Origin of the sequence: Achromobacter sp. ESBL13, from assembly GCF_036668755.1 — a bacterium.
Lineage (GTDB): Bacteria > Pseudomonadota > Gammaproteobacteria > Burkholderiales > Burkholderiaceae_B > Achromobacter.
In genome coordinates this window covers 205,915-223,820 of record NZ_JAZEVT010000006.1, presented here as the reverse complement: position 1 = coordinate 223,820, position 17,906 = coordinate 205,915, and the positions used below count along the sequence as shown (strand labels likewise).

Here is a 17,906-nt window from a genome sequence, read left to right as displayed (position 1 = left end):
AGGACAAAATCGCCGCCGGTCAGGCGGCGCGCGGGGGAAAGCTTCGTATTATCCCACCGGTTTGCGGCAGGGGTTTGTCAGGCGGCGGTCAGGGGGCACGGGCGGTCACGGGGCACGGGCGGTCAGGGGGCCATCCGCATGGCCGCCACGTCCAGCACGCCGGCCTGGCGGTTGGTCAGCACGCTGCGCACCGTGCCGTCCGGCGCTTGCAGCACCGAGTTGCCGGCGTCGACATCTTCACCCCCGTTGCGGCGCGCCGAGCGCCCGCGCGACGGCGAAAACAACAGGTCGCCTGCTTGCGCACCGGGCAGGCGCGGGTTGGCGGCCAGCACGCGGGTGCCGGGCGGGTAGGTCATGGCGCCCAGCGTGGTCTCGCGGGCCAGCAGGCCTTCAAAATCCAGCAGGCGGCGCTGGCTGTCCAGCCGCATGTCTACCTTCAGCAAGGGCAGCTGGCGCAACGCCACCGCGTCGCTGCCCTCGGTACGCAGCAACCAGCGCGGCGTGCTTGCACCCGTGTCGGGCGCCGTGCCGCGCGCGGCCTCGTCCACTTTCAGCCAGGCGCCCGGGGGCACCGGCTGCTGGTCCAGCGTATTGCCCACCGCCAGATGGCAGCTGGCAAAGCGCGGCTGGCCGCCTTGCAACACGAATTCCAGCCGATGTCCGTGCGCGCACAGCCAGCCTTCCTGCGCCTGGTCGCGCGCAATTTCCACGGACAGGGTCTCGGGTTGCTTGGGCGTGGCGGCGTAGCGGAACAGGCGGGTGGCGGACACCCCCAGGATGGCGGCGGGTTGCGCGTCGGGGAAGACGGCGCGGTCGAACGAGGCCAGTTCGCCCGGCCGGGTCAGGCTGAGCACGGTGCCGGCGGGCATGTCCACGCCGGACAAGCGCGTGGCGTGGGCCAGCGTTGTCTTGCGGCCGGCGTCGGCCTCGGCGTCGCGGTGCGCGGCAAACCACAGGCTGAACTGCTGATAAGGAAAGATGGCGCCGACCAGCGCAAGTATGGTCATCAAGGTCGTGCCGAAGCGGCGGTGGTCGCCCAGCCACAGGCGCGCGCTGGGCGTGGTCGCCAGCACGGCCAGCCAGGTCAGCAAGGTCGCCAGGCAGGCCAGCGACGCCGCCATCAGCACGTAGAAATTACCGCCAGGAAGGGAAACCGGAATCATGGCGGCAATTATGCGCCAAACCGGGGGCGGTTTTCAGCGCCGGCGGCAGGCAAGGCGTGGGCTTATGGCTTGGCGGATTCCGAGCGGGTGGCCACCACTTGCAGCTTCAGTTCACCCAGCGCCTGGAACAGCGCGTTGCGGGTGGATTCGGGCAGGTCGCCAAACATGGACTTGACCCAGGTTTCATGGGCGCGCGCCATCCGGGCAAAGCTCTTCTTGCCCTGGGGCGTGAGCTTGATGAGCGAGCTGCGGCGGTCGGACTCGACCTTGGTGCGCACCACCAGCCCTTCTTTTTCAAGCTGGTCGGTAATGCCGGTGATATTGCCGTTGGTGACCATCATGTGCCGCGAGAGCTCGCCCATCTTCATGCCCTTGGGCGCGCGCTGCAATTGCGCCATCAGGTCAAAGCGGGGCAGGGTGGTGTCGAACTCGTTACGCAGGCGGCTGCGGATCTCGCTTTCGATGAGATTGGCGCAGGTCAGCATGCGCAACCAGAGGCGCAACGCATGGTGGTCGTCGGGCGCGGCGCGGGATTCGAGATCAGGGGCGTCAGTCATCGGCGTTTTCTTGAGGTTCGGCAAGATGTCGGGTACTGTCGCGCGTGCGCCGTACCCAGCGTGTCGTCGAAGTGGTCATCGTTGATGGGGGGCTGGTAAACCCGCGGTAGAAACCCCGCTGGTAAAAACCCTAGTCTTGTTTTGAAGAATACTTTAAACCTAAACTATGAACCGCGCCAGCTTTCCCTATGCCGCGCGCAGAAGTCATTCGAATCGCACCCTCAATAAGAACACCCTCTGCGCGGGCTCGCGCACGGAGCACACCACCATGCGTTTGATCACTTCCCTTATCGCCGCCGCCGCGCTGGTTCCGGCCGTGGCCATGGCCGACGCCGTCAAGGTCGGCATCGCCAACGATATCTCCGGCCCGTTCTCGGCGCTGGGCGCCGAAGCGCGCGACGGCTTCAACCTGGCCATCAAGCAATTGGGCAGCAAGCTGGGCGGACAGCCCGCCGAATTCGTGCAGACCGACATGGGCGGCAACCCCGACCAGGCCCGCCAATTGGTCACGCGATATATCCAGCGCGAAAAAATCGATTTCTTCACCGGCCCGATCGGCTCGAACGTGGCGCTGGCCGTCGGACCCGCCTTGTTCGCCGCCAAGGTGCCGTACCTGTCGAACAATCCGGGCCCCAGCCAGTTCGCCGGCGCCCAGTGCAACAACTACTGGTTCGGCACGTCGTACCAGAACGACGCCTTCCACGAAGCCGCCGGCAAGGTCGCCGCCGACCGTGGCTTCAAGAAAATGTTCATCATGGCCCCGGACTATCCGGCCGGCAAGGACGCGTTGACGGGCTTCAAGCGCGGCTACAAGACCGCCCCGGGCGACGAGGTCTACACCAAGCTGGGCCAGATCGACTACGCCGCCGAGATCGCGCAGATTCGCGCCGCCAAGCCGGACGCCGTCTACATCTTCCTGCCGGGCGGCATGGGCATCAACTTCGTCAAGCAGTTCGTGTCGGCCGGGCTGTCGCAAAGCGTCAAGCTGATCGGCCCGGGCTTCTCGGCTGACGAAGACGTGATCCAGGCCGTGGGCGAACCCATGCTGGGCATGTACAACACCGCGCAATGGGCGCACGACCTGGACGTGCCGCAGAACAAAGTGTTCGTGGACGCCTTCCGCAAGGAATACAACGGCCGCTATCCGTCGGTTTACGCCGCCCAGGCGTACGACGTGATCATGGCCATGGACGCCGCCGTCAAGCAGGCGGGCGGCAAGGCCTCGGATCGCGCGGCCGTCATCGCCGCCCTGGAAAAGGCCGACTACCCATCGGTGCGCGGCAGCTTCACCTACGGCAAGAACCACTATCCGATCCAGGCCTATTACCTGCGCGTCGTCGACAAGGACGGCAGCGGCCGCATCACCAACAAGCTGGTCGGCAAGGTGTTCGACAAGTACCAGGACGTCTACGTCGGCGAGTGCAAGCTCTGAGGTAAGACGCCCAAGCGCGCGTCAGCCGTGGTTTCCGGCCCTGCCGGATGCGGCCGGCGCGCGCCGCCGTCCCATGTAGGTTTGAATCGCACGCGCACCGCCATCAAGGCGCGCGGCAGGGGGAAGTGTTCATGACGTTTACGCTGATCGTCGAGCAATTGCTGAACGGTCTGCAGTTTGGGTTGATGTTGTTTTTGATCGCGGCCGGGCTGACCCTGGTTTTCGGCATCATGGACATCATGAATCTGGCTCACGGCTCGCTCTACATGGCCGGCGCCTATGTCGCCGCCGAAACCATGCAGCGCACAGGTTCATTCACCGCCGCCGTCCTGGTGGCGGCCGTCGCCACCGGCCTGGTCGGCGTGGTGCTGGAACTGACGCTTATCCGCCGCCTTGCGCTGCGCGACCATCTGGCACAGGTGCTGGGCACCTACGCCGTCATCCTTATCGCCAATGACCTGGTCAAGATGATCTGGGGCCCGGCGCCCGTCATGCTGAACATGCCGGCTGTGTTGTCAGGTCCGGTGCGCCTGCTGCCCGACTTGCTGTACCCGGCCTATCGGCTGATGATCATCGTGTTCGGCGTGGCCGCCGCCGCGGGGCTGTACTGGTTCGTGACGCGAACCCGCGCCGGCGTGCTGGTACGGGCCGGCGCGTCCAACCGCCAGATGGCCACGCTGATGGGCGTGCGCGTGCCCTTGCTGTTCCTGGGCGTGTTCGTGCTGGGCGCCATGCTGGCCGCCGTGGCCGGCGCGTTGCTGGGGCCGATCACGTCGGTGCAGGTCGGCATGGGTGAGGAAATCCTGATCCTGGTGCTGGTGTGCATCGTCATCGGCGGCATCGGATCCATCCGGGGCGCCTTTGTGGGCGCCTTGCTGGTGGGCATGGTGGACACGGCGGGGCGGGCCTTCCTGCCCATGCTGCTGCGCCAGGTCTTTTCGCCCGCTGTCGCTTCCAGCGTCGGTCCGACGCTGGCCGCCATCGCCATCTACGTATTGATGGCGGCCGTGCTGGTGTTCCGGCCCTCGGGCCTCTTTCCGGCGCGGGGTTGATGATGAAAAGCACACTCTGGACCGTGGTCCTGCTGCTGGCGCTGGCGGCATTTCCGCTGGTGGCGCCCGCGTTGGGGCTGGATTTCTACATTTCGTTCGTGCGCCGCGTGCTGATCTACGCACTGGCCGCGACCAGCCTGAACCTGATCCTGGGCTATGGCGGCATGGTGGCGCTGGGGCACGCGGCCTTCTTCGGCGCGGGCGCCTACGCCGTGGGCATCCTGGCGATGTCGGGCATCACGTCGGCGTTTATCGTCTGGCCGGTGGCGATGCTGCTGGCGGCCGTGCTGGCGGCGATCACGGGGGCGATTTCGCTGCGCACGCGCGGCGTTTACTTCATCATGATCACGCTGGCGTTCGCGCAGATGCTGTTCTACATCTTCATTTCGCTACGCCAGTACGGCGGGGAAGACGGGCTGAACCTGCCCGGCTATTCCACCTTGCCGGGCATCGACCTGGCCAATGACGTCAGCTTCTATTACCTGGTGCTGGTGCTGTTTGCGCTGTTGATGTGGGTGTTCAGCCGCGTGGTGTCGTCGCGCTTCGGCACGGCCTTGCAGGGCATCCGCGAGAACGAATCGCGCATGGAATCCATGGGCTATCCCGTCTACCGCATCAAGCTGGTGGCGTTCACGCTCAGCGGCGCGGCGGCTGGCCTGGCCGGGGCGTTGCTGGCCAATCACAATCTGTTCATTTCCCCCAGCCTGATGCATTGGACGCAGTCGGCCAACCTGCTGATCATGGTGCTGGTGGGCGGTATCGGGCTGCGCTGGGGCGGTGTGGCCGGCGCGGTGGTGATGCTGACGCTGGAAGAGGTGCTGCGCTTGTGGACGGAATACTGGCATCTGCCGCTGGGCGTGTTGCTGCTGTGCGTGGTGTTTGGCGCGCCGCGCGGCCTGGTGGGCCTGTTTGGCCCGATGTTCGGCGGCCGCGCCGCCGCCCAATCCGGCAAGGTGGGATCATGAGCCTGTCATCCATTGCACAAGCCGCCCCGGCGAATACGCCCGCCTTGCAGGCCACCGGCCTGGTGCGCCGCTTTGGTGCGCTGGTGGCCACCGACAACGTGTCGCTGTCCCTGAACCCGGGCGAAATCCACGCCTTGATCGGCCCCAACGGCGCGGGCAAATCCACGTTGATCCATCTGCTGTCCGGCACCTTGGCCGCCGACTCCGGCACGCTGACCGTCGGCGGGCGGGACGTGACCGGCCTGAACGCCCACCAGCGCGTGGCGGCCGGCTTGTCGCGGTCGTACCAGATCACCAATATCTTCAAGCAGTCCAACGTGCTGGACAACCTGGTGCTGGCGGTGCAGGCGCACGCGGGCAGCAGCTTCCGTTTCTGGAAGCCGCGCGCCGCCGAAGCCGCTCTGTACGAACAGGCGCGAGAGCTGGCGCGTGAATGCGCCATCGACGCCAGCCTGCTGGACCGCCCGGCCGGCACCTTGCCGCACGGTGAGCAGCGCAAGGTGGAATTTGCGTTGGCGCTGGCCGCGCGTCCCAGCGTGCTGCTGCTGGACGAGCCCATGGCCGGCATGGGGCCGGACGAAACCGTCCGCCTGACCGAACTGATCGAAAGCCTGCGCGGCCGCGCCGCCATGCTGCTGGTCGAACACGACATGCAGGCGGTGTTCCGCCTGGCCGACCGTTTGTCGGTGCTGGTGTATGGCCGCGTCATCGCCACCGGCACCCCTGACGACATCCGCGCCAATCCCGAAGTGCGCCAAGCCTACCTGGGCGACGAGGAGACCGCATGATGCTGACCATTGAATCGGCCAAGAGCGGCTACGGCGCCAGCCAGGTGCTGTTCGGCGTGGACCTGCAAATTGGCGCGGGGCAGGTGGTGACGCTGCTGGGCCGCAACGGCATGGGCAAGACCACGCTGCTGCGCACCCTGTTCGGCCAGTTGCCATTGCGTGGCGGCAAGATCCACTTCGCGGGCCAGGACATCAGCGGCTGGAGCACGGACCGCATCGCGCGTGCCGGCGTGGCCATCGTGCCGGAAGGTCGCCAGTGCTTTCCGAACCTGAGCGTGCGCGAACACCTGACGGCGTTCGTGGCGGCCCGCAATCCCGACATTACCGACCCCTGGACGCCCGACCGCGTCTTCGACCTGTTCCCGCGCCTGCGCGAACGCGCCCGCAACATGGGCAACCAGCTGTCGGGCGGCGAACAGCAGATGCTGGCCATCGGCCGGGCGCTGGTCACCAATCCGCGCCTGCTGATCCTGGACGAGGCCACCGAAGGCCTGGCGCCCAAGATCCGCGAGGAAATCTGGCACTGCCTGGCGCGTTTGCGCGAAGCGGGGCAGACCATCCTGGTCATCGATAAATATGTCGAAAGGTTGCTCAGCCTGGCGGATCAGCACGTCATCCTGGAACGCGGCAAAGTCGTGTGGACGGGTGACTCGCCCGCGCTGGACGCCGACCGTGGCCTATGGGAACGCTATCTGGGCGTGTAGTAATAAAGCCGCACCTTGGCGGGTGAGCGTGAACAAAATAAGAAAAAAGTAGGAAATAAAACGCAATAAACCGCCATTTTCATTTCTGCGTTGAAACACAAGGTGTCTGGCTCGATTCCAGACGTTTGCAGCTGTTTCAATTGCCCCCGCTGTTCTCTACACTTGTCGCGCCTGTCCCCATCGCGTGTGCCTGCCGAGTGGGTACGCACGTGACGCACGTTATGTCTTATCAAGCTGTCAGGAAGACTTCGCATGGCGAAATGGGGTTTGCGCAAAAAATCATTGATGGCGCTGTTGCTGGCCTGCGTGGTCGCCTTGGCGCCTGCCGCCGTCATCGGTTGGTTGGTGCTGGACGGGGTCCGGGACCACTTTGGACGGGCCTTCGCCGATAACTTCACGCAGCTGAACCGGCAGCGCATCCTGGCGCCGGTGTCGCGCGAGCTGGCCTTGTCCTTGCGGCTGGCCGACAGCGAGGTCACCCGCCGCTGGCTGCGTAACGAAAACGATCCCGCAGCCCGCGAGCTTTTCTTTCGTGAGGCCGACGGCTACCGGCGCGACTTGCTGGGGCGCGCTTACTTCATCGCCAGCGCCGCCTCCGGCAACTACTACTTCAACGATGAGCAGCCGCTGTCCGAAGCGCCGCGCTACACGCTCAGCCCCTCGGCGGCGGACGACGGTTGGTTCTACGCCACGCTGAAGTCCCCGGCCAAGTACAACATCAACGTCAACCCCGACCTGAAGCTCAAGACCACCAAGGTCTGGATCAACGCGCAGGTGCGCGACGGCGACAAGGTGGTGGGGCTGACCGGCGCGGGCCTGGATGTGGGCGGCTTCCTGCGGGAATTCGTCAACAGCGGGCAACCCGGCGTTACGCCGATCATCGTCGATGAAGAAGGCGCCATCCAGGCGCACATGGACCCCACGCTGATCGCCTACAACTCGGGCGCGGGCGGCGGCGCGGCGGATCGGGGGCGGGTCTTCAGCCTGCTGGACGCAGGGCCGGGCCGGGACGAATTGCGCGCGGCCATGCATGCCGCGCAGGCGGACCCGCAATCGGTGCAGACGGCGTGGGTCGTCATGGACGGCGCGCGCCAGCTGGTGTCGGTGGCGTATATGCCCGAACTGCACTGGCACGTGCTGACCCTGGTGGACCTGGGCGCCGCGCGCGTGCTGGACACCGACTGGCTGTGGCCGGCCGCCATCGGCCTGGTGGTGTTGTTCGCCGCCATGCTGCTGTGCTTCGGCTACGCCATTGAACGCTTGATGCTGCGGCCCTTGCGCCGCTTGCAGCAATCGGCGCGCGCCATCGCCGACGGCAGTTACGACGTGCGCCTGCCCCCGGGCGGCCAGGACGAAATCGGCGACCTCAGCCGCGCGTTCGGCGTCATGGCCGACAAGGTCCGCCAGCACACGGCCGAACTGGAAAGCAAGGTGCGCGAACGCACCTCCGCGCTGGAAGACGCCAACCGCGCCATGGCGGCCGCGCACAAGAAAATCGGCGATTCCATTGATTACGCCAGCCTGATCCAGCGCGCCATCCTGCCCGACCGCCAGCTGACGCAATCGTTGGGCGCACACCACTTCGTGCTGTGGAAGCCGCGCGATGTGGTCGGCGGCGACTTCTACGTGTTCCGTTCCGATGGCGCCAACTGCCTGCTGGGCATCATGGACTGCGCGGGCCACGGCGTGCCGGGCGCGCTGATGACGATGCTGGCGCGCGCCGCGATCGATCTGGCGATTACCGAGGTCGGCCCCGGCGATCCGGCCGGGGTCCTGACCCGCACCGACGGCGCCATCCGCGCCATGCTTGCGGATGCGCAATTGCCCCGCGCGCTGGCCACGAATACGGACGCGGGGCTGGTATATATTGACCGCCAATCCGCGCGCCTGCGCTATGCCGGCGCGAAGATCAGCCTGTACGCCAGCGACGGCGAGAGCCTGCTCGAAATCCCGGGCGGCAAGCGCGCGCTGGGCGACAAGCGGGTGGGCGTTTATGAAAACATCGAGGTGCCGCTGCAACCGGGCTGGACGTATTACCTGGCCACCGACGGCTTCCTGGACCAGGCGGGCGGCGAGCACGGATTTGGTTTCGGCAACACGCGTTTCGCGGAAATGCTCAAGAGACACGCGCAGCAGCCGTTAACCGAGCAAGCCGCCGCGTTTTCGCAGGCGCTGGCGCAGTACCAGGGTGGTCGTCCCCAGCGTGACGACATCACCCTGCTGTCTTTCCGTTTCGAATAAACGTTATCAGGGCGGTAACCCCCTATGAATGCCTCCGATCTCTACGCGCTGGGCGAAAGGTTCAACCAGAACCGGACCCTGCTTTGCTTTAACGGGCCGATCTCCCGCAGCCTGATCGAAGAAATCGGCAACGCGCTCAAAAATTACCTGAACGCGGAACATGCACGCCCGGCGGAAGCCATGGACGTCTTTTCGGTCTATATCGAAATGATCCAGAACATCCGCCAATACGCCGCCGCCAATGGCGATGCCGAAGCCTGCGCCACGGTGGTGATTGGCCGCCGCGACGAAAGCCGCTACGTGGTGTCGGCCGGCAACCGCGTCAAGGCCGAGGACGGCCATGCGCTGGTCGCGCGCATCCGCGAACTGGCCGCGCTGGACAAGGCGGCATTGAAAGCCGAATACAAGGCGCAGCTGCACAAGCCGCGCGCCCAGGGCGTGGCCTCGGGTGCCGGCCTGGGGCTGATCGATATTGCGCGGCGCGCGGGCGCTCCGCTGGAAGCCAGCCTGACGCCCACGGCGGGCGAGGGCATTGCGTTCTTCAGCCTTAGCGTTGTGATTTGAAGGCGCCGCGCGCATCCAAGAATCATTTTCGGAGTATCTGATGAAAGACCTGAACATTCCCGGGACGCAGTCCACGCCCGCCATCACCGCCGACGTCGCCGCCGGCGTGCTGGCGATGCGCGGCGACTCCTACCCCGAGAATTCCTTTGAACTGTTCGGTCCGGTGATCGAATGGGTCGAAGCGTACCTGCTGGGCGCGGCCGCCCCGCTGAAGCTGGAGCTGGAACTGCTGTACCTGAACACCAGCAGCATCAAATCCGTCATGGACATCTTCGACTTGCTGGAAGCGGCCCATTGCAAGGGCCAGCCGGTCAGCGTGACGTGGTTCTACGACAAGCGCAATGAGCGCGTCGGCGAGCTGGCCGAGGAATTCAAGGAAGACTGCACCTTTCCGTTTTCGGTGGTTGGCCGCGAATGAAACCGGGCGCCGCCGAGCTGGATCGCCGCATCGCCGAACTGCTGGCGGACCCCGCCCATACCGGCCACCCGCTGCGCGAGGCGCTTGAAGCGCTGTGGCGGCACACGGCCGAACAGATGGCGCGCATTGAACGCGTGACCCAGTTGTCGGACGCCTACCAATCGATGGCGCACGAGCGCGAGCTGGGCCTGTGCGACCAGTTCGACCGGCAACTGCGCCGATTGACCCGCATTGCCCGCATCTCCGATCACTACCAGAACATGATGCGCGACCTGAACGCGGCGCTTGAGGAAACCTCCAGCCGCGACCCGTTGACGGGTCTGTTGAACCGGCGCGCGCTGATGGACATGATCAAGCAGGAAGTCGGCCGCGCTTCGCGCAGCAACGAAAGTTTCGTTGTCGCCATGCTGGACGTGGACCATTTCAAGGCGGTCAACGACCGCCATGGGCACGAAACCGGCGACCGCGCGTTGGTGGAACTGGCCGGCGTGCTGCGCGAAAGCCTGCGCGTAGGCGATCTATGCGGACGGTGGGGCGGCGAGGAATTCCTCGTGATGTTGCCCAACACGCAACCCGAAGCCGCCCAAGGCGTCATGGACAGGCTGGTCGGCGCGGTGCGCGGGCTGGCGGTCGCGGCGGGCGAGAACGACGTATTGAGGCTGACGGTCAGCATCGGCATGGCGCACTACCAATCCGGAGAAACCTTTTCCGAAACGCTAAGCCGAGCGGACCAGGCGCTGTACCTTGCCAAGCAGGACGGACGCGATCGCGTCGCCCTTGGTTTTCCAAAGCGCTGAATGAAACCGGATCTGCTGTTATCCGGTATGGAGCCCCTTATGCTTGACACTCAGGCAAGCGTTTCAAGCGCGGGCCCCCAGGGCGCCGCGTGGCATACCCAGAACTACCTGGCGTCGATGGATCGGGCGCTGTTGCTGTTCGATTTTGACGTCGATGGCGCGCTGTTGACGGTCAACGCCAATTTTCTGACGGCAGTTGGCTATACCCGCGAAGAGGCGCTGACACTGCGCCACGACATGCTGTGCGACAGCATGGACGAAGGCAAGGGCATCGCCAGCGGCGAACGCATCTGGTCGCGCTTGCGTCGGGGCGAACATTTTTCGGGCACGTGCCGCTACCGCATGAAGGACGGCGCCAGCCTGTGGATCGAAGCGACGTACCTGCCCTTGCGGGACGAGCATGGCGAGGTCACCCGGGTATCCGTCGTGTCGCGCAAGTCGATCGCGGATGCGGAACGGCAGGAAGAAGTGCGCCTGCTGCTGTTGGGCATCAACGAAACGGGCAACGCGGTGGCGGTGTCCGGCTGCGACGGCCGCATCGTCTACGTGAACGACGGCTTTCAGCGCATGCTGGGATTTTCGCGCGGCGACGCGCTGGATCAAGAGCTGGGCGAGCTGCTGGCGGGCGGCCGCCCGGACGGCGGCACGCGCGAGGAACTGGACCGCCGCATCGCTTGCCGCGAAGGCTTCCATAAAGACGTGCTGGTCTATGACCGCTGCGGCAAGCCGTTGTGGGTGTCGGTCATGGCCAACTCGGTTTTCGATGACCGTGGCACGCTGGTGAACATCGTGGATGTGCTGACCGACATTACGCCGACCAAGGTGCACGAGGTGCTGCAACGCCGCGTGCTGCAAGCCATGGTGAACGAGGCGTCGGTGGTCGAGGTCATGAACATGGTGTGCCGCGAGGTTGAGCGCCTGGCGCCCGAAGTGGCGGCCACGGTGTTGCGGGTGGACGATACGGGGCATCTGCGGCCGCTGGCTTCGCCCAGCATGCCGGATGCTTACTCCAGCGCGCTGGACGGGGTGAAGATCGGCCCGAATGTGGGCGCCTGCGGCACGTCGGCGTTCCTGGGCCGACCGGTGATCGTGCCGGATATCGCGACGGACCCGCTTTGGGACGACTACCGCCATCTGCCGTTGCCGGAAGACATCAAGGCGTGCTGGTCGTCGCCCATCAAGTCCAGCGACGGCCGGGTGATCGGTACGTTCGGCTTTTATTTCCGTGAACGCCGTCTGCCGGATGATTTTCATCATCGGCTGGTGGATGTGTGCGTGTATCTGTGCGCGCTGGCATTGGAGCGCGAGGAAGCGCGCGCGCGGATTCGCCAGTTGGCGTTCTATGACGAGTTGACGGGCTTGCCGAACCGGAATCTGTTGCTGGCGCAGGCCGAGCAGGCGATTGCGCGGGCGGAGCCGGAACGCAAGCGGGTGGCGGTGCTGTTCCTGGACCTGGACCGGTTCAAGCAGGTGAACGATACGCTGGGGCATCCGATCGGCGATGCGTTGCTGCGGGATGTGGCGCAGCGCTTGCGCCGGCTGGCGCGGGCGTCGGACATCGTGGGCCGCTTGTCGGGCGACGAGTTCGTGATGTTGATGCCGGACTTCGAGCATGGCCGTCTGACGGCGGCGGCGGAACATATCCTGGTGGCGTTGGCGCAGCCGTTTTCGGTGGGCGGCGTGACGTTGAATCCGTCGGTCAGTATCGGGATCAGCGTGTTCCCGGAAAATGGCCGCGATATGGATACGCTGCTGCGCCATGCGGACATGGCGATGTATCAGGCGAAGACGGCGGGGCGAAACCGCATCTCTTTCTTCAGCGCGGAAATGAACCGGCAGGCGCAAGAGCGCCTGGCGCTGGAAGCGGCGTTGCGGGATGCGTTGGAAGCGAAAGCGTTACGGCTGCACTATCAACCGCAGGTGGGTTTGAAGAACGGCAGTCTGTATGGAGTTGAGGCGCTGGCGCGCTGGCGCCATCCGACGTTGGGCGATATTTCGCCGGCGCGGTTTGTGCCGCTGGCAGAGGAATGCGGGCTGATCGGCGACCTGGGAGACTGGGCGTTGCGCGAGGCGTGTTCGCAGTTGGCGATCTGGCGCAACAACGGGTTGCGGGTGCCGTCGGTGTCGGTGAACTTGTCGGCGACGAATTTCCATAATCTGAATCTGCCCAGGATGATTGCGGCGACGTTGGCGGAGTTTGGGCTGGCGCCGGCGGATCTGATGCTTGAGATCACGGAAGGGGTGGTGCTGGACGCCACGGCCGGGACGTTGCGGACGATTGCGGAGTTGCATCGCCTGGGGGTGCGGCTGTCGATGGATGACTTCGGAACCGGGTATTCCAGCTTGGGGCACTTGCGGCGGCTGATTGTCGATGAGCTGAAGCTGGATCGCAGCTTTGTGCAGGGGCTGGAAAGCGATGATGCGGCGCGGGCGTTGACCAGTGCGGTGATACGGATTGGTGAAAGCTTGAGCCTGCCTGTGGTGGCCGAAGGTGTTGAGAATGAAGAGCAGCGACGGTTTTTGATCGAGCAGGGGTGCGCGGCGGGGCAGGGGTTTTTGTTTTCGCCTCCGTTGCCGGCGGGGGAGTTGGAGGAGTGGTTGCGGGGGAGGTAGGTGGCTGTTTTGGGTTTTGGGTTGGCGTTGTTGGGCGGGTGTTGAGTGCTTGGGGCGGGTGTTGGGTTCTTTTGACGCCCGGCGATCGGGCATTGTGATCGGTCGCTGGGGCGGGTGGGGTTCTTAAGGGTGTAGCCACGGGTGGGGTGGGGCGGAAGGTCTTGCGGGGCTCGCCCCAGGCCGGCCGCGCGGGCGGCCTGGGGCTTACGCGCTTTTGTGCGTCGGTGGGGGGCGCTCTCGCGCTTTGGGGGGCGGATCTTGCGTGCGTTGCCGCGCTGACTCTGGCTATCGTTCTCTGCTTCTCTCCCCTGCTTCTATTCCTTTCTTTCAATTTGCCTTGCTGGCTCCGGCGACGGGTACGGCACTATTTTGTGGTCCGTGCGGTTTGTCTTTTCCGCGGTGACGTTCGTTGCCGTGTCCCTTTTTTCTGGTTTTCCTAATAGCTTTCCCGCATTTGCGCACCCCTCACTTCAGGTATATATTTCAAGCCTAAACTATCCAGACCTAAATATCCGCGGCGCCCCGCTCCGATACACGAGCGACTGTCGCGTACCTCGGAGCGTATACGGCAATGAAAATAGTCTGCATCGGCGGCGGTCCCGCCGGCCTGTATTTCGGTCTGCTCATGAAGTTGCAGAACCCCGCGAACGAAGTGACGGTCATCGAACGCAATCGTCCGTATGACACCTTTGGATGGGGCGTGGTGTTTTCGGATGCCACCATGCAGAACTTGCGTGAAGCCGATCCCGTTTCCGCTCAGACCATTGGCGACGCGTTCAACCATTGGGATGATATCGATATCCATTTCAAGGGCCGCAGCATCCGCAGCAGCGGGCATGGCTTTATTGGGATTGGGCGCAAGAAGCTGTTGAATATCTTGCAGGCGCGCTGCGAGGATGTGGGCGTGAAGCTGGTGTTCGAGAACTTTGTTCAGGACGATCAGGCCATCGCCCGCGAGTACGACGCGGATCTGGTGATTGCGTCGGACGGCATCAACAGCCAGATCCGGACGCGTTACGCGGATACGTTCCACCCGGACATCGATCAGCGCCGTTGCCGCTTTGTGTGGCTGGGTACGAAGAAGGTGTTTGATGCGTTCACGTTTGCGTTCGTGCAGACGGAACACGGCTGGTTCCAGGCGCATGCGTACCGCTACGAAGATGGGATGTCGACGTTTATTGTCGAGACGCCTGAAGAGACGTGGCAGGCGGCGGGCATTGAGCAGATGAGCCAGGAAGAGGGCATTGCGTATTGCGAAAAGCTGTTTGCGCCTTGGCTGGATGGCAATGCGCTGATCAGCAATGCGTCGCACCTGCGTGGCTCGGCGATCTGGATCCGTTTCCCGCGGGTGATCTGCAACACCTGGGTGCATTGGAATACGTTGGAGACGTCGCGCGGACAGCGTCGGGTGCCGGTAGTGTTGATGGGGGATGCGGCGCACACGGCGCACTTTTCCATTGGCTCGGGCACCAAGCTGGCGCTTGAGGATTCCATCGAACTGGCGCGCTGCCTGAGCGGCGCCGAGGGCAGTGTCGAGGCGGGTCTGAAGCACTACGAGGAAGTGCGTAGCGTGGAAGTGCTGAAGATTCAGAACGCGGCGCGCAATTCGACGGAATGGTTCGAGAACGTTGAGCGTTACGCGGAATTGGAGCCGGAGCAATTTGCGTATTCGTTGCTGACGCGTTCGCAGCGCATCTCGCATGAAAACCTGCGTTTGCGCGATCCGGCCTGGCTGGAAGGCTTTGAGCGTTGGATCGCGGAACGTGCCGGCGCGCAGGTAGCGCCGGGTCAGCGTCCGGCCATTCCGATGTTGACGCCCTATCAGGTGCGCGGCGTGCGCTTGAAGAATCGCATTCTGGTGTCGCCGATGGCGATGTATTCGTGCACGGACGGTGTGCCGGGTGATTTCCATCTGGTGCACCTGGGCGCGCGCGCCATGGGTGGGGCGGGGCTGGTCATGGTCGAGATGACTTGCGTGTCGCCGGATGGGCGCATCACGCCGGGGTGCCCGGGCCTGTGGAACGACGAGCAGACGCAGGCGTTCAAGCGAATTGTGGATTTCGTGCATGGCAATAGCGATGCGCGGATCGGTGTGCAGCTGGGCCATGCGGGCCGCAAGGGTTCGACGCAACTGGGCTGGCAGAAGATCGATCATCCGTTGGCGGAAGGGAATTGGCCGCTGTTGTCGGCGTCGGCGCTGCCGTACATCGAAGGGGTGTCGCAGACGCCGCGCGCGATGACGCGTGCCGACATGGACGATGCGCGCGACAACTTTGTGGCGGCGGCCCGCCGCGCGCAAGCGGCAGGGTTCGATTGGCTGGAGCTGCACTGCGCGCACGGCTATCTGCTGTCCAGCTTCATTTCGCCGCTGACGAACCATCGCGAGGACGAGTACGGCGGCAGCCTGGAGAACCGCTTGCGCTTCCCGCTGGAGGTCTTCAAGGCGGTGCGCGAGGCGTGGCCGCGGGACACGCCGATGTCGGTGCGGATTTCGGCCAGCGACTGGGTCGAAGGCGGCATCACCGCCGACGACGCGGTGGACATCGCGCGTCACTTCAAGGCGGCGGGCGCCGACATGATCGACTGCTCGTCGGGTCAGGTCAGCAAGGAAGAAAAGCCGGTTTACGGCCGCATGTTCCAGACGCCGTTCGCGGACCGCGTGCGCAACGAGGCGGGCATTCCGACCATTGCGGTGGGCGCCATCTTCGAAGCGGACCATGCCAACGGCATCATCGCGTCGGGCCGTGCGGACCTGTGCGCGCTGGCGCGCCCTCATCTGGCCGACGCCTCGTGGACGCTGCGCGAAGCGGCGCGCGTGGGCTATCGCGATGTGGCCTGGCCCAGCCAGTACTTCGCGGGCAAGCGCCAACTGGAAACCAACTTTGAACGCGCCGCGGCGATGGCGCAACTGGATATCAAATGATGAGTCTTGCGCAATCGCTGGCGGGGCGCCATGCCTTGGTGACGGGTGGCGCGCGCGGCATCGGGCTGGCCAGCGCGCGTGCGCTGCTGGCGCGTGGCGCACGCGTGACGCTGCTGGGCCGTGATGGCGCGGCGCTGGAAGCGGCCACGGATAGCCTGGCCGCGTTGGGGCAGGTGCAGTCCGTCAGCGCCGACATCGCGGACGAAGCATCGGTACGCGCCGCGTTTGCACAAGCCGAGGCGGAATTCGGGCCGGTGCTGGTGTTGGTGAACAACGCGGGCCAGGCGGTCAGCCAGCGGTTTGACCGCACCGACGCGGCGCTGTGGCACCAGATGATTGCGGTGAACTTGACCGGCACGTTCCACTGCATCCAGGCCGCGTTGCCGGGCATGCTGCAAGAAAAGTGGGGCCGCGTCATCAACGTGGCCAGCACGGCGGGCCTGATCGGCTACGGGTATGTCAGTGCTTACTGCGCCGCCAAGCACGGCGTGATCGGGCTGACCCGTTCACTGGCGCTGGAAACCGCGCAAAAGGGCGTCACCGTGAACGCGGTGTGCCCGGGCTATACCGAGACCGACATCGTGCGCGGCGCGGTGGCCAATATTGTGGACAAGACCGGCATGACGCCGGACGCCGCCCGCGCCAAACTGGCCGAGCGCAACCCGCAGGGCCGCCTGGTGCAGCCCGAGGAAGTGGCCGAAACGGTGGCCTGGCTGGCGTTGCCGGCCTCGGCCTCGGTCAACGGGCAGGCGATCGCCGTGGACGGCGGCGAAGTGATGACCGGCTAGGCCGGCGCCCCATCAACCCCTGGATAACGAACGGAGACACCATGAGCAAGCAGTCCGAAGAGCACACCATGAAGCACCATAAGCGTCCGCTGGCCGGCTATCAGGCCCAGACGTTTCTGTGGGAGGTGTCGGCCGACGGCAAGATCGGCACGGTTACGCTGAACCGGCCCGAACGCAAGAACCCGTTGACGTTCGATTCCTACGCCGAACTGCGCGACCTGTTCCGTTCGCTGGTGTATGCCACCGACGTGAAGGTGGTGGTGGTGACGGGGGCGGGCGGCAACTTCTGCTCGGGCGGCGATGTGCATGAAATCATCGGGCCGCTGACCAAGATGAGCATGCCCGAACTGCTGGACTTCACCCGCATGACGGGCGACCTGGTCAAGGCGATGCGGGCCTGCCCGCAGCCCATCGTGGCAGCGGTGGACGGCGTGTGCGCGGGCGCGGGCGCCATGGTGGCGCTGGCCGCCGACATGCGCTTGGGCACGCCTGCCGCGCGCACGGCGTTCCTGTTCACCCGCGTGGGTCTGGCGGGCGCGGACATGGGCGCGTGCACCTTGCTGCCGCGCATGATCGGCCAGGGGCGCGCGTCTGAATTGCTGTACACCGGCCGCGCCATGACGGCGGATGAGGGCGCAAGCTGGGGCTTCTTCAACGCGCTGCATGATTCCGCCAAGCTGGCCGAAGCGGCGCAGACGCTGGCGGCGCAACTGGCCGCCGGCCCGACGTTCGCACACGGCGTCACCAAGAAATTGCTGCATCAGGAATGGAACATGGGCGTAGACGAGGCCATCGAGGCCGAAGCCGAAGCCCAGGCCATCTGCATGCAGACGCGCGACTTCCATCGTGCCTACGAGGCCTTCGTGGCCAAGCAAAAGCCGGTCTTCGAGGGGAACTGATG

General features: G+C 65.0%; 15 protein-coding genes. 13 read left to right on the top strand and 2 right to left on the bottom strand.

All coding sequences use genetic code 11. The features are described from left to right. Nucleotides 1-122: 122 nt before the first annotated feature. Together V6F88_RS22395 and V6F88_RS22390 are read right to left on the bottom strand one after the other, a co-directional pair. Nucleotides 123-1,163 carry a hypothetical protein gene (locus tag V6F88_RS22395; RefSeq protein ID WP_332612317.1) on the bottom strand — a complete coding sequence of 347 codons (1,041 nt, stop codon included), beginning with the start codon at nt 1,161-1,163 and terminating at the stop codon, nt 123-125. Between the two features lie 62 nt (nt 1,164-1,225). Beyond that, entirely contained in the window at nt 1,226-1,720 is a 495-nt protein-coding gene (locus V6F88_RS22390; protein ID WP_314365364.1) for a MarR family winged helix-turn-helix transcriptional regulator, read from the bottom strand. Nucleotides 1,721-1,988: 268 nt separating this feature from the next. Here V6F88_RS22390 and V6F88_RS22385 point away from each other — a divergent pair, with 268 nt between their 5' ends. The 13 genes from V6F88_RS22385 to V6F88_RS22325 all read left to right on the top strand — a co-directional run bounded on the left by V6F88_RS22385 (nt 1,989) and on the right by V6F88_RS22325 (nt 17,904). Beyond that, nucleotides 1,989-3,152, top strand: coding sequence for an ABC transporter substrate-binding protein (locus V6F88_RS22385; protein ID WP_046807391.1), 1,164 nt, complete (start codon nt 1,989-1,991; stop codon nt 3,150-3,152). Nucleotides 3,153-3,283: 131 nt separating this feature from the next. Beyond that, nucleotides 3,284-4,204 (top strand): branched-chain amino acid ABC transporter permease, encoded by a 921-nt coding sequence (locus V6F88_RS22380; RefSeq protein WP_046807392.1) that lies wholly within the window; start codon nt 3,284-3,286, stop codon nt 4,202-4,204. Further along, entirely contained in the window at nt 4,204-5,169 is a 966-nt protein-coding gene (locus tag V6F88_RS22375) for a branched-chain amino acid ABC transporter permease (protein ID WP_332612310.1), read from the top strand. The genes V6F88_RS22380 and V6F88_RS22375 overlap by 1 nt, the downstream gene beginning before the upstream one ends. Next, on the top strand, nt 5,166-5,957 hold the full coding sequence (locus V6F88_RS22370) for an ABC transporter ATP-binding protein (protein WP_332612309.1): 792 nt from the start codon (nt 5,166-5,168) through the stop codon (nt 5,955-5,957). Before V6F88_RS22375 ends, V6F88_RS22370 begins: the two co-directional genes overlap by 4 nt. Further along, the gene (locus V6F88_RS22365) at nt 5,957-6,661 is read left to right on the top strand and encodes an ABC transporter ATP-binding protein (protein WP_332612603.1); all 705 of its coding nucleotides are present in this window, start codon (nt 5,957-5,959) and stop codon (nt 6,659-6,661) included. The genes V6F88_RS22370 and V6F88_RS22365 overlap by 1 nt, the downstream gene beginning before the upstream one ends. A 252-nt stretch (nt 6,662-6,913) precedes the next feature. Next, the gene (gene siaA, locus V6F88_RS22360; RefSeq protein ID WP_332612307.1) at nt 6,914-8,902 is read left to right on the top strand and encodes a biofilm regulation protein phosphatase SiaA; all 1,989 of its coding nucleotides are present in this window, start codon (nt 6,914-6,916) and stop codon (nt 8,900-8,902) included. Nucleotides 8,903-8,926: 24 nt separating this feature from the next. Next, complete coding sequence (gene siaB, locus V6F88_RS22355; protein ID WP_332612306.1) at nt 8,927-9,466, top strand: biofilm regulation protein kinase SiaB; 540 nt, start codon at nt 8,927-8,929, stop codon at nt 9,464-9,466. Nucleotides 9,467-9,506: 40 nt separating this feature from the next. Next, nucleotides 9,507-9,884 carry a biofilm regulation phosphoprotein SiaC gene (gene siaC / locus V6F88_RS22350; protein WP_332612304.1) on the top strand — a complete coding sequence of 126 codons (378 nt, stop codon included), beginning with the start codon at nt 9,507-9,509 and terminating at the stop codon, nt 9,882-9,884. Continuing rightward, entirely contained in the window at nt 9,881-10,681 is an 801-nt protein-coding gene (siaD, locus tag V6F88_RS22345; RefSeq protein ID WP_332612303.1) for a biofilm regulation diguanylate cyclase SiaD, read from the top strand. The genes siaC and siaD overlap by 4 nt, the downstream gene beginning before the upstream one ends. A gap of 39 nt (nt 10,682-10,720) precedes the next feature. Beyond that, nucleotides 10,721-13,294 carry a sensor domain-containing protein gene (locus V6F88_RS22340; RefSeq protein WP_332612301.1) on the top strand — a complete coding sequence of 858 codons (2,574 nt, stop codon included), beginning with the start codon at nt 10,721-10,723 and terminating at the stop codon, nt 13,292-13,294. Nucleotides 13,295-13,865: 571 nt separating this feature from the next. Then, entirely contained in the window at nt 13,866-16,217 is a 2,352-nt protein-coding gene (locus tag V6F88_RS22335; protein WP_332612299.1) for a bifunctional salicylyl-CoA 5-hydroxylase/oxidoreductase, read from the top strand. Next, a complete protein-coding gene (locus V6F88_RS22330; RefSeq protein WP_332612297.1) occupies nt 16,214-17,005 on the top strand; it encodes an SDR family NAD(P)-dependent oxidoreductase in 792 nt (263 codons plus the stop codon). The genes V6F88_RS22335 and V6F88_RS22330 overlap by 4 nt, the downstream gene beginning before the upstream one ends. 41 nt (nt 17,006-17,046) lie before the next feature. Continuing rightward, nucleotides 17,047-17,904, top strand: a complete 858-nt coding sequence (locus V6F88_RS22325; protein ID WP_046806569.1) for an enoyl-CoA hydratase family protein — start codon at nt 17,047-17,049, stop codon at nt 17,902-17,904. Nucleotides 17,905-17,906: the final 2 nt, after the last annotated feature.

Coding starts and splice junctions, on each gene's coding strand:
- V6F88_RS22385 (WP_046807391.1), top strand. CDS start 1,989: ATGCGTTTGATCACTTCCCTTATCGCCGCCGCCGCGCTGGTTCCGGCC.
- siaC (WP_332612304.1), top strand. CDS start 9,507: ATGAAAGACCTGAACATTCCCGGGACGCAGTCCACGCCCGCCATCACC.
- siaD (WP_332612303.1), top strand. CDS start 9,881: ATGAAACCGGGCGCCGCCGAGCTGGATCGCCGCATCGCCGAACTGCTG.
- siaA (WP_332612307.1), top strand. CDS start 6,914: ATGGCGAAATGGGGTTTGCGCAAAAAATCATTGATGGCGCTGTTGCTG.
- V6F88_RS22365 (WP_332612603.1), top strand. CDS start 5,957: ATGCTGACCATTGAATCGGCCAAGAGCGGCTACGGCGCCAGCCAGGTG.
- V6F88_RS22325 (WP_046806569.1), top strand. CDS start 17,047: ATGAGCAAGCAGTCCGAAGAGCACACCATGAAGCACCATAAGCGTCCG.
- V6F88_RS22340 (WP_332612301.1), top strand. CDS start 10,721: ATGCTTGACACTCAGGCAAGCGTTTCAAGCGCGGGCCCCCAGGGCGCC.
- V6F88_RS22395 (WP_332612317.1), bottom strand. CDS start 1,163: ATGATTCCGGTTTCCCTTCCTGGCGGTAATTTCTACGTGCTGATGGCG.
- V6F88_RS22375 (WP_332612310.1), top strand. CDS start 4,204: ATGATGAAAAGCACACTCTGGACCGTGGTCCTGCTGCTGGCGCTGGCG.
- V6F88_RS22380 (WP_046807392.1), top strand. CDS start 3,284: ATGACGTTTACGCTGATCGTCGAGCAATTGCTGAACGGTCTGCAGTTT.
- V6F88_RS22330 (WP_332612297.1), top strand. CDS start 16,214: ATGATGAGTCTTGCGCAATCGCTGGCGGGGCGCCATGCCTTGGTGACG.
- siaB (WP_332612306.1), top strand. CDS start 8,927: ATGAATGCCTCCGATCTCTACGCGCTGGGCGAAAGGTTCAACCAGAAC.
- V6F88_RS22335 (WP_332612299.1), top strand. CDS start 13,866: ATGAAAATAGTCTGCATCGGCGGCGGTCCCGCCGGCCTGTATTTCGGT.
- V6F88_RS22390 (WP_314365364.1), bottom strand. CDS start 1,720: ATGACTGACGCCCCTGATCTCGAATCCCGCGCCGCGCCCGACGACCAC.
- V6F88_RS22370 (WP_332612309.1), top strand. CDS start 5,166: ATGAGCCTGTCATCCATTGCACAAGCCGCCCCGGCGAATACGCCCGCC.